We start from the raw sequence: 13213 nt of genomic DNA on the forward strand, positions 1-13213 counted from the left end.
CCGAGCGACCCGCAAGAGATGGTGCCGATTGTCGGATTCGAACTGACGACCTACCGCTTACAAGGCGGTTGCTCTACCCCTGAGCTAAATCGGCGATGGGAATAATTCTAGACGCGCCCCGGTGCCGGCGCCGCTTCACTTCACGCGCTTGAGCGCCGGCCGGGGTCCGCTGGGCGGGCGCGGCGGCTCACCGTCGGGACCGTCGTCGGAAATCGGCGGCTCGGGCGTGACCAGCTGCACGACTTTGGGGTCGCCCTCGCCGTGCGCGCCGGCGGCCGGCACGCTGGACAGCGGCGAGCCCTTGGGCACTTCTTCGCCGGCACCCGAGGAGACGGGCACCGGAAATGCCATTCCCTGTCCGTTCTCGCGCGCATAGATCGCGATCACGCGGCTGACGGGCACCATGATTTCGCGAGCCGAGCCGGCAAACCGGGCCTTGAACTCGATGAACTCGTTGCCGAGCTTGAGGGAGCTGGTCGCGTCGAAGCTGATGTTCAGCACGATCTCCCCGTTTTTCACGTACTCGCGCGGCACCTGCACCGTGTCATCGACCAACACCGCGACGTACGGGGTCAGGCCGTTGTCCGTGCACCAGTCATACAGGGCACGGATCAGGTAGGGGCGCGTGGACGTCGATTCGAGTGCGTTCATCTTCACAAGTCAAAAGGCGCCGGTCGATGGGCGCCGGCGCGCCATTATTTGCGCATGACCTTTTCGGAAGGCGTGAGCGCTTCGATATACGCGGGGCGCGAGAAAATGCGCTCGGCGTATTTAAGGAGCGGCGCCGCATTCTTGGACAGCTCGATTCCATAGTAATCGAGGCGCCACAGCAGCGGGGCAATGGCGACGTCGAGCATCGAGAAATTCTCGCCCAGCATGTACTTGTTCTTGAGGAACACCGGCGCAAGTTGTGTCAGGCGGTCACGAATGTGCGAGCGGGCCTTTTCCAGCGCCTTTTCGTTGCTCTTGGCCGCGCGCGATTCGAGCGTGCTCACGTGCACGAACAGTTCCTTCTCGAAATTGAGCAGGAACAGGCGTACCCGGGCGCGGTCCACCGGATCGCCGGGCATCAGCTGCGGATGCGGAAAGCGCTCGTCGATGTACTCGTTGATGATGTTCGACTCATACAGGATCAGGTCGCGCTCGACCAGGATCGGCACCTGTCCGTACGGATTCATCACATTGATGTCTTCCGGCTTGTTGTACAGGTCGACGTCGCGGATTTCGAAGTCCATCCCCTTTTCGAACAGCACGAAGCGGCAGCGGTGAGAGAAAGGGCAGGTGGTTCCCGAATACAAGACCATCATGATGGCGACTCCTTAACAAAGTGAAAACACGGTCAGGCAAGAGCCGGACCGTGTTCAAGGACGCGTGCCCGGCGACGCCGGACCGCGTTATCCCCTAACGTATATCTTTCCAGAACGCAGCGTTCAGGCGCCAGGCAACTACCGTGAAGACGCCCAGGAACAGCAGCACCCAGACGCCGATTCGCACGCGCGAATTCTGGGCCGGCTCCGACATCCACCGCAGGTAACCCACCAGGTCGCCCATCGCCTGGTCGTACTGGAGCGGCGTCATCGTGCCCGGGCTGATCTGCTTCCAGCCCTTGAATATCTTGACCTCGTGGCCGTGCTCCTGGCGCGTCTCGAACTGCGGTTCGCGGTCGCCCTGCAGTTCCCACAGCACGTGCGGCATGCCCACGCTCGGGAAGGCCAGGTTGTTCCAGCCGGTCGCCTTGGTCGGGTCGCGGTAGTAGGTGCGCAGGTAGGTGTAGAGGTAATCGGCGCCGGTGCCGCCATGGCCTGAGCGCGAACGCGCGATCAGGGTCAGGTCGGGCGGATTGCCGCCGAACCAGTCCTTGGCCTGCTTCGGATCGATCGCGGCCCTCATGGTCTCGCCGACCTTGTCGGTGGAGAACAGCAGGTTCTCCTTGATCTGCTGCTCCGACAGGCCGATGTCGCGCAGGCGGTTGTAGCGCATGTACGCGGCCGAATGGCAGCTCAGGCAGTAGTTGACGAACAGCTTGGCGCCGTGCTGCAGGGCCGGCAGGTCGTTCAGGTTGTCGGGCGCCTTGTCCCAGGCAATGCCTTCGCTGGCCGCCTGGGCGCCGGTGGCGATGCCCAGCGCCGCGATCAGGGTGAGGATGAGTTTTTTCATTGTTGTGGCTCCAGCTCTAGTGCGCGGCAAAGGTAATGCGCTCGGGCACGGGCTTGAATTCGCCCAGGCGGCTCCACCACGGCATCAGCAGGAAGAAACCAAAATAGAACAGCGTGCCGACCTGCGACACACGCTCGCCGATCGGTGACGGCGGCTGCACACCCAGGTAGGCGAGCACGATGAAATTGACGACGAAGACGCCGTACACCCACTTGTGCCAGCCCGGCCGGTAGCGGATGGACTTGACCGGGCTCTTGTCCAGCCAGGGCAGGAAGAACAGGATGATGACGGCGCCGCCCATCACGACCACGCCCCAGAACTTGGCGTCGATCCCCTGCAGGAGGCCGATGCCCGTGAAACCGAAGGCATTGAACATCCACAGGAAGGCGATGGCGAGCAGGACCAGCAGGCCCTTGACCAGCGCCGGCGCCGCGGTCCTGACCAGCACCCAGCCGACGGTCAGGAGCAGGATGGCGGACAGGGCATACATCATCTGGGTGGTGATGGCACGCAGCATCGAGTAGTACGGCGTGAAATACCAGACCGGGGCGATGTGTGCCGGCGTCTTCAGCGGATCGGCCGGGATGAAGTTGTTGTATTCCAGGAAGTAGCCGCCGAGCTCGGGCGCGAAGAAGATGATGGCGGAGAACACCATCAGGAACACCGAGACGCCGAAGATGTCGTGCACCGTGTAGTACGGGTGGAACGGGATGCCGTCCACCGGCGTGCCATCGGGGTTCTTCGGGGCTTTGGGGCCCTTGATCTCCACGCCGTCGGGGTTGTTCGAGCCGACGTCGTGCAGCGCCAGGATGTGCGCGGCAATCAGGCCCAGCAGCACCAGCGGCACGGCGATGACGTGGAACGCGAAGAAGCGGTTCAGGGTGGCGTCGGACACCACATAGTCGCCGCGCAGCCACTCGGACAGGTCCGGGCCGATGAATGGGATGGCGGAGAACAGGTTGATGATCACCTGGGCGCCCCAATAGGACATCTGGCCCCAGGGCAGCAGGTAACCCATGAAGGCCTCGGCCATCAGAACCAGGAAGATCGCGCAGCCGAAGACCCAGACCAGCTCGCGCGGCTTGCGGTAGCTGCCGTAGATCAGGCCCCGGTACATGTGCAGGTAGACCACGACGAAGAACGCCGATGCGCCGGTGGAGTGCATGTAACGGATCAGCCAGCCCCAGGGCACGTCGCGCATGATGTACTCGACCGAGGCGAACGCGGTGGCCGCGTCCGGCTTGTAGTGCATCACCAGGAAGATGCCGGTGACGATCTGGATCACCAGGACCAGCAGCGCCAGCGAGCCGAAGAAGTACCAGAAGTTGAAGTTCTTGGGCGCGTAGTACTGCGACATGTGGTCCTTGTAGAAGGACCCCGCGGAAGGAAAGCGGTTGTCGAACCAGTTGGTGAGTTTCGCCGTCGCCGTGGCGTTGGGGGAAATTTCCTTGAATTCAGCCATGTTGGTGCTCAAGCCTTTTTGTCTTCACCGATCAGCAATCGGTTGTCCGAGAGATACATGTGCTTGGGCACTTCCAGGTTGTCCGGCGCCGGCTTGTTCTTGAACACGCGGCCGGCCACGTCGAACGTCGAGCCGTGGCAGGGGCAAAGGAAGCCACCGAGCCAGTCATCGGGCAGCGAGGGCTGCGGGCCCGGCTGGAGCTTGTCGGAAGGTGAGCAGCCCAGGTGCGAGCAGATACCCACGCCGACCCAGACTTCGGGCTTGATGGAGCGGTACTGATTCTTCGCGTATTCGGGCGTGGGGTAGGTCTTGCGGTCGGAGTTGGGATCCGCCAACTCGCCCTCGGTTTTCTTGAGCGACTCCAGCTGCTCCGGGGTACGCCTCATGATCCACACCGGTTTGCCGCGCCATTCCACCGTGAGTTTCTCGCCCGGCTTCAGGGCCGAAATATCCACTTCCACCGGGGCACCGGCGGCCTTGGCCTTCTCGGAGGGCTGGAAGCTACTGACGAAGGGCACGGCGGTAAACGCGCCGCCCACCGCGCCTGCACAACCGGACGCAATCAGCCATGTGCGTTTGCTGGCGTCCACTGGGGTGTCACTCATGGGGGTCCTCGAGGATGTCGCTTATTAGGGTCAACCCGCGATTGTAGCTGACCGTGTCAGGCGAATTCAACACTCGCACCGCCCCCACGCGCGCGCCTTTGCCTGCATACTGGCGCCGTCAAAAACTGGAGCACAACCATGGCGATGCTGGCGGAATTCAGGGAGTTCGCGATCAAGGGCAACGTGGTCGATCTCGCGGTGGGCGTGATCATCGGCGCGGCATTCGGCAAGATCGTCGATTCGCTGGTGGGAGACGTGATCATGCCGGTGGTGGGCGCGATCTTCGGCAAGCTGGATTTCTCCAACCTCTTCGTCGTCCTGGGCCAGGTACCGCCGAGCACGGCCATGACGCTCGATGCGCTGAAGAAAGCCGGTGTGCCGGTACTGGCCTACGGCAATTTCATCACCGTCGCCGTGAACTTCGTGCTGCTCGCCTTCATCATTTTCCTGATGGTCAAGCAGATCAACCGGCTGCGGCGCGAGAGCCCGCCGCCCGCGCCCGTCGCGGCTCCGCCGGAAGATGTCGTGCTGCTGCGCGAGATCCGCGACAGCCTGCGCCGGCCCTAACCTCCGCTCAGCTGCCGCGCGACCCGGATCGCCTCGAGCAGGCTGGAGGGGTCGGCCTGGCCCGTGCCTGCGATGTCGAAGGCCGTCCCGTGATCCGGGCTGGTGCGCACCAGCGGCAGGCCCAGCGTGACGTTCACGCCCTTCTCCACCCCGAGGTACTTCACCGGGATCAGTCCCTGGTCGTGGTACATCGCCACCACCACGTCGAACTCACCGGGCTGGCCGCCCCGCGCGCGGGCACGCATGAACACCGTGTCCGGCGCGAACGGGCCGCTTGCAACAATGCCTTCGCTGCGGGCGGCCTGGACGGCGGGAATGATCGACTCGATCTCTTCGCGGCCGAACAATCCGCCTTCGCCGGCATGGGGGTTGAGGCCCGCTACGCCGATGCGCGGTGCACGCCCCAGCGCCCGGCCGACGGCCTCGTGCGTGATGCGCAGCGTCTGCAACACGTTTTGGGCACTCACCGCTGCGATGGCGTCGCGCAGCGACACGTGGATGCTGACCAGCACCGTGCGAAGCTCGTCGTTGGCCAGCATCATGCGCACCGGCACGTCGGCCACGCTCTTGCCAAGCCATGCGGCAGCCTCGGCCTGCAACAGCTCGGTGTGGCCCGGAAACGGCACGCCCGCCGCCGCCAGCGCCTCCTTGTGCAAGGGCGCGGTGACGAGCGCGGCGATGTCGCCGCGCAAGGCGGCGCGGGCGGCCCAGACGACACAGTCGGCCGCAGCCTTGCCGGCCGCGGCGCTGACCTGGCCCCACGCCACCGGCTGGGACGGCGCGGCCAACTGCAGCACCGGCAGGCAACGCGGCGGCGCCGCGAGCGCCTGGGCCGGCGATTCGATCAGCGCCACTGGAAGCTCGGCTTCATGCGCGCGGATCGCCTGCGCAGCGCGCCGCAGCGTCGGCACGTCGCCGACCGCGAAGCATCCCCTGGTTGCGTCCGGCGCGTCCCTGAAGGCCTTGGCGATGATCTCCGGCCCGATCCCAGCCGCATCGCCCATGGTGATCGCAATTGATCTCATGCCGGATTGTCGATCTCGATGAACTGATGCTCCACGCCCAGCTGCTGCGCAACATGCGCAGCCACGGCCGGGGCGCCATAACGCTCGCTCGCATGGTGGCCGCAGGCCAGGAACGAAACCCCGCTCTCGCGGGCATAGTGGGCCTGCGGTTCCGAAATCTCACCCGTGATGAAGGCATCGGCGCCCGCTGCGATGGCTGACTCGAAATAGCCTTGCGCGCCGCCGGTGCACCAGCCGATCTTGCTGATCTCCCGCTGTCCGCCTTCCACCACTGTCACGTGCCGGCCCAGCACCTTCTCCACATGGGAGGCCAGCTCATGCACATTCCGGTAGCTGCCGCCATCGGCCAGGCCGCCCAGGAAGCCCAGGTCCTGCTCACCGAAACGCGCACTCGCCCGCAGCCCCAACTTGAGCCCGAGCTGGGCGTTATTGCCCAGCTCGGGGTGGGCATCCAGCGGCAGGTGGTAGGCGAACAGGTTGATGTCGTGCTCAAGGAGCAGCGCCAGCCGCTGCTTCATCCAGCCGGTGATCCGTCCATCGTGGCCGCGCCAGAACAGGCCATGGTGCACGAAGATGGCATCGGCCCGGGCTAGGACGGCCGCCTCGATCAGCGCGCGGCTGGCAGTGACACCGGACACCAGCCGGCGCACCTCGGCCTTGCCCTCGACCTGCAGGCCATTGGGCCCATAGTCCTTGAACCGGTCGGGCTGCAGCAGGCCATCGAATGCCTGCAGGAGTTGCTGTGCGCTGGCCATGCTGAGTGATTTCCGAAATTTGCCATTGTCGGCGAACCGGGCTCATTTTCCGCCCGCCGCGCGGCCCATGGCCGAGCCGCGCGGTCTACACTTGCGAATTCAACTTTTGGGTGCGCCCGGGACATCATGCGCCGCTATTGGCTGGTTTTTGCTCAAGCCGTCACCGTGTTGCTGGCGGCCTACTTCGTGGTGGGCACACTGAAGCCCGAGTGGCTCGGTCGAACAGGCGCGGCTGTCAGCCATGGCGTCGCGCTGGTGGAAGCACCTGCCGCGACGGTATCGGGCCCGCCGCCCCCGGGCAGCTTCCGGCAGGCGGCACTGAGGGCGTCCGCAGCAGTGGTGAGCATCAACACCAGCAAGGCGCCCGAACGCCATCCGCAGGCCAACGATCCCTGGTTCCGGTTTTTCTTCGGCGACCCCGGCTCGCAGCCGCAGTCCGGCCTGGGCAGCGGTGTCATCATCACGAGCGACGGCTACATCCTCACCAACAATCACGTGGTCGAAGGCGCCGACGAGATCGAAGTCGTCCTCAACGACAGCCGCAAAGTGCGCGGGAAAGTGATAGGCACCGATCCCGATACCGACCTCGCCATCCTCAAGATATCGCTGGACCGCCTTCCGGTCATCACCCTGGGCAACTCCGACGCACTGCAGGTGGGCGACCAGGTCCTGGCGATCGGCAATCCTTTCGGCGTGGGCCAGACCGTCACCAGCGGCATCGTCAGCGCGCTGGGGCGCAACCAGCTGGGCATCAACACGTTCGAGAACTTCATCCAGACCGACGCCGCCATCAACCCGGGCAACTCGGGCGGCGCACTGGTCGACGTGAACGGGCACCTGATGGGAATCAACACGGCCATCTATTCCCGCTCGGGCGGCAACATGGGCATCGGCTTCGCGATTCCCGTGTCCACGGCCAAACTGGTGCTCGAGGGCATCGTGAAAGACGGCGTGGTGCGGCGCGGCTGGATCGGCGTCGAGCCGGCCGACCTTTCGCCGGAACTCATGGAGACGTTCGGCGTCAGGGCCAAGCGCGGGGTGCTGATCACCGGCGTACTGCAGAACGGGCCGGCGGCCCAGTCCGGCATCCGGCCGGGGGATGTGATCGTGGAGGTGGCGGGCAAGCAGATTGCCAATGTCTCCGAGCTGCTTTCGAGCGTCGCCGCGCTGAAGCCCGGGGCCGCGGCGAAATTCCGCGTGCTGCGCCGCGAAGAGGCCCTGGAACTGAACGTCACACCGGGCTTGCGGCCCAAGCCGCCCAGGATGCCGCAGCAACGCTAGCGGCCTAGCGGGACTGGTCGGCGGGGGCCGTGCCCTCCTCGGGCGCCTTGGTGTGCTTGATGAACAGCTGGGCTGCCCAGATGCCGACTTCATAGAGCAGCACCATCGGCACCGCCAGCGCCAGCTGCGACACCACGTCGGGCGGCGTGATCACCGCGGCGATGATGAAGGCCAGCACGATGAAGTAACTGCGAAACTGCTTGAGCTTCTCGATGCTGACGATGCCCAGGCGAGCCAGCACGATCACCACGATGGGCACTTCGAACGCCAGTCCGAAGGCGATGAACATGGTCAGCACGAAGCTCAGATACGCCTCGATGTCAGGCGCCGCCGTGATGCTCTTGGGCGCGAAGCTCTGGATGAACGAGAACACCTGGCCGAACACGAAGTAGTAGCAAAAGCCGACGCCCAGGAAAAACAGCAGGGTGCTGGAGATGACCAGCGGCAACATCAGCTTTTTCTCGTGCGAATAAAGGCCCGGCGCCACGAAGGCCCAGACCTGGTAGAGCACGACCGGCAACGCGATCAGGAACGCCGACATCAGCAGGATCTTCAGCGGCACCAGGAAAGGCGAAATCACCGAGGTGGCGATCAGGGTCGCGCCCTTGGGCAGATGGGCGACCAGCGGCGCCGCCAGGATGTCGTAGAGCGCCCCCGGACCCGGGTAGAGGAACAGCGCGGCCGCCACGACGCCCACGGCGATCATGGCCTTGATCAGCCGGTCTCGCAGCTCCACGAGGTGGGCGACGAAAGGCTGCTCGGTACCGGCGAGCTCGTCTTCTTTGTTCAGATCGGACATCAGTTGAATTTATGCGGGCGGTATCTGGCCACCCGCGCGGCGCCCGAAAGCGCCTTGGTGCGGATGCCGTTGCGCGCCTTGTACCAGTTGGGCGTGGTGCCCTGCTTGATGCGCCACTTCTTCTTGGGGTGGCGGTATTCGGGATAGGAAACGGAAACCGGCTCGCCGAGCGCCATGTGGGCGCTGGTGCTGGTGGCATCCTGCAGCTGCCTCTCGATCTCGCTGACCCCGCCATGGATGGAGCTTTCGACGTCGCGCGCCGCGGTCTCCACCGTCTCCTTCATCTTCTTGAGCTCTTCCAGCTCCATGGAACGGCTGACCTCGGCTTTGACGTCGGCCACGTAGCGCTGGGCCTTGCCCAGCAGCGTGCCCACGGTGCGCGCCACCCTCGGGAGCTTTTCGGGCCCGATGACGATCAGCGCCACAGCGCCGATCACCAGCATCTTTTCTATGCCGAGATCAATCACAGGCTTGTCGCCAAGTTCAGCTCTTGTTCTTGGCTTCCACGTCGATCGTGGTCTTGTCGGTCGGGCCCGGCTGCGCGGTGGTGCTCACCTGGCTGGGGGGAACCGGTGTCTCGGGCGCCGCGCCATCCTTGATGCCGTCCTTGAAGCCCTTGACGGCGCCACCGAGGTCGGAGCCGATGTTCTTGAGCTTCTTGGTGCCAAATACCAGAACGATGATCAGTAGGACGATCAGCCAATGCCAAATGGAAAATGAACCCATGGATTACTCCTGTACGAATGAGGTCGATTCTAGTCGGCAGGCGAAGTTCAGGGCCTGCCAGGGCCTGCTCAGCCTTTAAGCCAGGGCCTGGGCCCGCCGATGACGTGGACGTGCAGATGCTGCACTTCCTGCCCGCCCTCCTGGCCGGTGTTGATCACGACGCGAAAGCCCCCTTCCGGATACGGCCGGCACCCTTCCTGCAGCGCCAGCTTGGGCGCCAGGCTCATCATGCGGCCCAGCAACGCCTCGTGCTCGGGGCCGACCTGGGCCATCGATGCCAGATGGACCTTGGGCACCATGAGGAAATGCACGGGGGCCCAGGGATGGATGTCGTGGAACACGAGCATGTCGTCGTCTTCGTAGACCTTGCTCGAGGGAATCTTCCCCTCGATGATCTTGCAGAAAAGGCAGCTGGGATCGGCGGCTGGGCTCATGGCGTCATGGATGAGTAGATCAGAAAGGCGTGCGGCCGTCGGTGAAGCGCAGCCAGCCGCGGATGCAGCGGTACAAGTACCACAGCAGGACGATGGTGTGGGCAATCGCGCCCGGCAGGATGAACAGCAGGTACAGCGGCGAAGTCACGACCAGCCACAGCACGGTCCACCAGAAGGTCGCGATCATGTAATTGTGATGGCTGACGTAGACGGCGTCGTTTTCGTCCGCGCGCTTGATGTAATTGACGATCAGCGCAATGACGGCCAGCGTTCCCATGCTGGCCCAGGCCACCGTGTGCAGGCCGTACAGCACATGCATCACCGTGCGGTCTGTCGGCGTCTTGGTGTCGAATTGTGCGAAATCGGTCTCGGCCATCAATATCCCCCTGCTTCGCGTCCCTGCGCCTTGCGCAAGGCCTTCTCTTCGATGCCGCTGGTGCCCTCGCGGCGCTCGAGCTCAGCGATGACGTCGGCCGGTTTCAGCCCATAGTGGGCCAGCGCGATCATGGTGTGAAACCACAAGTCGGCGACCTCGCCCACCAGCTTGCGGCTGGCTTCCGGGCTTGCGGCGCGGTCCGCATCCTTGGCGGCCATCACCACCTCGGTCGCCTCCTCGCCTATTTTCTTGAGGAAGGCGTCCGGGCCCTTGTGCAGCAGCCTCGCCACGTAGCTGGTGCCGGGGTCGCCGCCCTGGCCGGGCCTGCGGCTTTCGATGATCGCGGCCAGGCGCGCGAGCGCGTCGCTGGAAGGAGAGGCAGGATTCATGGCGTCATTTGTAGATGGATTGCGGATCTTTCAAGACAGGCTCGACCGCCTGCCACGCCCCATCCTTGTAAAGGTGGAAGAAACAGCTGTGCCGGCCGGTGTGGCAGGCGATCGACGGATCGTGCCCCAGCTGCGTCACCTTCAAGAGCAGCACGTCGTTGTCGCAATCCATCCGGATCTCGTGGACGGTCTGAACGTGGCCGGACTCCTCGCCTTTGAACCACAGCTTGCCGCGCGAGCGGCTGTAGTACACGGCGCGGCCGAGTTCGGCGGTCTTCTGCAATGCCTCGCGGTTCATCCACGCGAACATGAGCACGTCGTTGCTGCCGACCTCTTGCGCGATGACCGGGATGAGGCCCTGCGCGTCCCACTTGACCTGATTGAGCCAATCCATGGCCCTTATTGTGCCGGATGGCACCGGCCGATTCACAGGCGCACGGCAATCCCGCGCTCAGCCATGCGAGCCTTGGCCTGGGCCACCGTGTATTCCCCGTAGTGGAAGATGCTGGCGGCTAGCACCGCGTCGGCGCCGCCTTGCTGGATCCCGTCGGCGAGGTGGTCCAGATTGCCAACCCCGCCGGAAGCGATCACGGGCACGCTGACGGCGTCGCTGACGGCGCGGGTGAGCTCGAGATCGAAGCCTGCCTTGGTGCCGTCGCGGTCCATGCTGGTGAGCAGGATCTCGCCGGCGCCGCGCTGCGTCATTTCCATAGCCCATTGCACGGCGTCCATGCCGGTGTTGCGGCGCCCGCCATGGCTGTACACATCCCACCCCGGGCCGCGCGCCTGCGCGTCTTCCGCACTGCGGCGCTTGGCATCGATGGCCACCACGATGCATTGGGCGCCGTACTTGTCCGACGCGGCGGAAATCACTTCGGGATTGGCGATGGCGGCCGAGTTGAAGCTGGTCTTGTCGGCCCCCGCGTTGAGCAGCCTGCGCACGTCTTCGACCGTACGCACCCCGCCCCCGACGGTCAAGGGAATGAACACCTGCGACGCCACTGCCTCGATGATGGGCAGGATCAGGTCACGGCCGTCGCTGGTGGCGGTGATGTCCAGGAAGGTGAGTTCGTCGGCGCCCTGCTCGTTATAGCGCGCGGCGATTTCCACCGGGTCGCCCGCGTCGCGCAGCTCCAGGAAGTTCACGCCCTTGACGACGCGGCCACCGGTCACGTCGAGGCAGGGAATGATTCGCTTGGCTAGCACGGTAGGCCCCTTCAAGAGCCGAGTTCGTCGGCCTTGGCCTGGGCCTTGACGAAGTCAAGGTCGCCGGAATAGATGGCGCGCCCGCAGATCACGCCCTCGATGCCTTCGTCTTCCACGGCGCACAGCTTTTCGATGTCCGCCATGTTGGACAAGCCACCCGAGGCGATGACCGGGATGTGCAGAGACTGTGCCAGCTTCACCGTGGCATCGATGTTGATGCCGGTGAGCATGCCGTCGCGCCCGATGTCGGTGTAGATGATGGATTCGACGCCCCAGTCCTCGAACTTGCGCGCCAGGTCCACCACTTCGTGGCCGGTGAGCTTGCTCCAGCCGTCGGTCGCCACCTTGCCGTCCTTGGCATCCAGGCCCACGATGATGTGTCCGCCGAAGGCGGTGCAGGCGTCCTTCAGGAATCCGGGATTCTTGACGGCCGCCGTGCCGATGATGACGTAACGCAACCCGCCGTCGATGTACTTCTCTATCGTGTCCAGGTCGCGGATGCCGCCGCCCAGTTGCACGGGGATGTCGTCGCCCACCGCCTTCAGGATGGACTTGATGGCCACCAGGTTCTGCGGCTTGCCGGCGAAGGCGCCGTTCAGGTCGACCAGGTGCAGGCGGCGCGCGCCCTTGTCCAGCCAGGCCTTGGCCATCGCTGCCGGATCCTCGCCGAAGGTCGTGGCCTGGCCCATGTCGCCTTGCTTGAGGCGCACGCAGTGGCCGTCTTTGATGTCAATCGCGGGGATAAGAAGCATAACGGGGGATGGCGCAGCAACCCGGTGTCAAGGGTTCCATTGCAGGAAGTTTCGGTAGAGGGCGAGGCCTTGGTCTGCGCTTTTTTCGGGATGGAATTGGGTCGCGAAAATATTATCGCGTGCAATCGCTGAGGTAAAGCGCGTGCCGTAGTCTGTCTCCCCTACGCTGTGGCGCGCATCCGACGGCCTGGCGTAGTAGCTATGTACGAAATAGAAGTAACTTGCGTCGGGAACGCCCTGCCACATGGGGTGCGGCCCGGTCTGCAAAACCTGGTTCCAGCCCATTTGCGGTACCTTGAAGCGGCTGCCATCGGGCTGCAGGCGGCCCGCGAGCTCGAATTTGAGCACCTCGCCCGCGATCAGGCCCAAGCCGTCGGTGGGGCCTTCGTGGCTGCGATCGAGCAGCATCTGCATGCCCACGCAGACGCCGAACAGGGGCTTGGCCGCGGCCGCCTCCAGCACGGATTGCTGAAGGCCCGAGTCGCGCAGTTCGCGCATGCAATCGGGCATGGCGCCCTGGCCGGGCAACACGATCCGTTCGGCCGCGCGCACGTCTTCGGGGCGCGCCGTCACCACCACGTCGAAACCGCTGCCCCGGGCCACGTGCATGACGGCCTGGGCCACCGAGCGCAGGTTGCCCATGCCGTAATCGACGACTGCTACAGTTTTCATAGCGATC

19 protein-coding genes and 1 tRNA gene are annotated in these 13213 nt (G+C 64.6%); 2 read left to right on the forward strand and 18 right to left on the reverse strand.

What is annotated here, in order from left to right:
• Positions 1-19: 19 nt before the first annotated feature.
• The 6 genes from HNE04_RS09300 to petA form a co-directional block, all read right to left on the reverse strand.
• Positions 20-94 (reverse strand) — tRNA-Thr (locus tag HNE04_RS09300).
• A gap of 41 nt (positions 95-135) precedes the next feature.
• Positions 136-651: a ClpXP protease specificity-enhancing factor gene (locus tag HNE04_RS09305; protein WP_172218260.1), complete on the reverse strand. Its 516-nt coding sequence runs from the start codon at positions 649-651 to the stop codon at positions 136-138.
• Between the two features lie 44 nt (positions 652-695).
• Complete coding sequence (locus HNE04_RS09310; RefSeq protein WP_061500777.1) at positions 696-1307, reverse strand: glutathione S-transferase N-terminal domain-containing protein; 612 nt, start codon at positions 1305-1307, stop codon at positions 696-698.
• Between the two features lie 94 nt (positions 1308-1401).
• Positions 1402-2157 (reverse strand): cytochrome c1, encoded by a 756-nt coding sequence (locus tag HNE04_RS09315; protein WP_172218261.1) that lies wholly within the window; start codon positions 2155-2157, stop codon positions 1402-1404.
• A 16-nt stretch (positions 2158-2173) separates the two neighbouring features.
• The gene (locus tag HNE04_RS09320; RefSeq protein WP_172218262.1) at positions 2174-3619 is read right to left on the reverse strand and encodes a cytochrome b; all 1446 of its coding nucleotides are present in this window, start codon (positions 3617-3619) and stop codon (positions 2174-2176) included.
• Between the two features lie 8 nt (positions 3620-3627).
• Positions 3628-4224, reverse strand: a complete 597-nt coding sequence (gene petA / locus HNE04_RS09325; protein WP_172218263.1) for a ubiquinol-cytochrome c reductase iron-sulfur subunit — start codon at positions 4222-4224, stop codon at positions 3628-3630.
• A gap of 138 nt (positions 4225-4362) precedes the next feature.
• Here petA and mscL point away from each other — a divergent pair, with 138 nt between their 5' ends.
• A complete protein-coding gene (mscL, locus tag HNE04_RS09330) occupies positions 4363-4791 on the forward strand; it encodes a large conductance mechanosensitive channel protein MscL (protein ID WP_172218264.1) in 429 nt (142 codons plus the stop codon).
• Here mscL and pdxA read toward each other — a convergent pair.
• Both pdxA and HNE04_RS09340 read right to left on the reverse strand, forming a co-directional pair.
• Positions 4788-5816: a 4-hydroxythreonine-4-phosphate dehydrogenase PdxA gene (gene pdxA, locus HNE04_RS09335; RefSeq protein WP_172218265.1), complete on the reverse strand. Its 1029-nt coding sequence runs from the start codon at positions 5814-5816 to the stop codon at positions 4788-4790. The two genes, mscL and pdxA, sit on opposite strands and share 4 nt — an antisense overlap.
• Complete coding sequence (locus tag HNE04_RS09340; RefSeq protein WP_172218266.1) at positions 5813-6571, reverse strand: Nif3-like dinuclear metal center hexameric protein; 759 nt, start codon at positions 6569-6571, stop codon at positions 5813-5815. The genes pdxA and HNE04_RS09340 overlap by 4 nt, the downstream gene beginning before the upstream one ends.
• A gap of 126 nt (positions 6572-6697) precedes the next feature.
• On the opposite strand from HNE04_RS09340, the gene HNE04_RS09345 reads away from it, so the two are divergent.
• Positions 6698-7852 (forward strand): trypsin-like peptidase domain-containing protein, encoded by a 1155-nt coding sequence (locus tag HNE04_RS09345; protein ID WP_172218267.1) that lies wholly within the window; start codon positions 6698-6700, stop codon positions 7850-7852.
• Positions 7853-7856: 4 nt separating this feature from the next.
• Here HNE04_RS09345 and tatC read toward each other — a convergent pair whose 3' ends face one another.
• The 10 genes from tatC to hisH all read right to left on the reverse strand — a co-directional run bounded on the left by tatC (position 7857) and on the right by hisH (position 13206).
• A complete protein-coding gene (tatC, locus tag HNE04_RS09350) occupies positions 7857-8651 on the reverse strand; it encodes a twin-arginine translocase subunit TatC (protein WP_172218268.1) in 795 nt (264 codons plus the stop codon).
• Positions 8651-9118 carry a Sec-independent protein translocase protein TatB gene (gene tatB, locus HNE04_RS09355; RefSeq protein ID WP_172218269.1) on the reverse strand — a complete coding sequence of 156 codons (468 nt, stop codon included), beginning with the start codon at positions 9116-9118 and terminating at the stop codon, positions 8651-8653. The genes tatC and tatB overlap by 1 nt, the downstream gene beginning before the upstream one ends.
• A 16-nt stretch (positions 9119-9134) precedes the next feature.
• Entirely contained in the window at positions 9135-9377 is a 243-nt protein-coding gene (gene tatA, locus HNE04_RS09360; protein ID WP_172218270.1) for a Sec-independent protein translocase subunit TatA, read from the reverse strand.
• Between the two features lie 68 nt (positions 9378-9445).
• Entirely contained in the window at positions 9446-9811 is a 366-nt protein-coding gene (locus tag HNE04_RS09365; RefSeq protein ID WP_172218271.1) for a histidine triad nucleotide-binding protein, read from the reverse strand.
• 19 nt (positions 9812-9830) lie between these two features.
• On the reverse strand, positions 9831-10187 hold the full coding sequence (locus HNE04_RS09370) for a DUF4870 family protein (RefSeq protein ID WP_172218272.1): 357 nt from the start codon (positions 10185-10187) through the stop codon (positions 9831-9833).
• Positions 10187-10576, reverse strand: a complete 390-nt coding sequence (locus tag HNE04_RS09375) for a phosphoribosyl-ATP diphosphatase (RefSeq protein ID WP_172218273.1) — start codon at positions 10574-10576, stop codon at positions 10187-10189. The genes HNE04_RS09370 and HNE04_RS09375 overlap by 1 nt, the downstream gene beginning before the upstream one ends.
• A gap of 4 nt (positions 10577-10580) precedes the next feature.
• The gene (gene hisI / locus HNE04_RS09380; protein ID WP_172218472.1) at positions 10581-10979 is read right to left on the reverse strand and encodes a phosphoribosyl-AMP cyclohydrolase; all 399 of its coding nucleotides are present in this window, start codon (positions 10977-10979) and stop codon (positions 10581-10583) included.
• A gap of 23 nt (positions 10980-11002) precedes the next feature.
• Positions 11003-11782: an imidazole glycerol phosphate synthase subunit HisF gene (gene hisF / locus HNE04_RS09385; protein WP_172218274.1), complete on the reverse strand. Its 780-nt coding sequence runs from the start codon at positions 11780-11782 to the stop codon at positions 11003-11005.
• An 11-nt stretch (positions 11783-11793) separates the two neighbouring features.
• The gene (gene hisA / locus HNE04_RS09390) at positions 11794-12534 is read right to left on the reverse strand and encodes a 1-(5-phosphoribosyl)-5-[(5-phosphoribosylamino)methylideneamino]imidazole-4-carboxamide isomerase (protein ID WP_172218275.1); all 741 of its coding nucleotides are present in this window, start codon (positions 12532-12534) and stop codon (positions 11794-11796) included.
• Positions 12535-12561: 27 nt separating this feature from the next.
• On the reverse strand, positions 12562-13206 hold the full coding sequence (hisH, locus tag HNE04_RS09395) for an imidazole glycerol phosphate synthase subunit HisH (RefSeq protein WP_172218276.1): 645 nt from the start codon (positions 13204-13206) through the stop codon (positions 12562-12564).
• Positions 13207-13213: the final 7 nt, after the last annotated feature.

Origin of the sequence: Caenimonas soli, assembly GCF_013155545.1 — a bacterium.
GTDB classification, from domain to species: domain Bacteria; phylum Pseudomonadota; class Gammaproteobacteria; order Burkholderiales; family Burkholderiaceae_C; genus Ramlibacter; species Ramlibacter soli.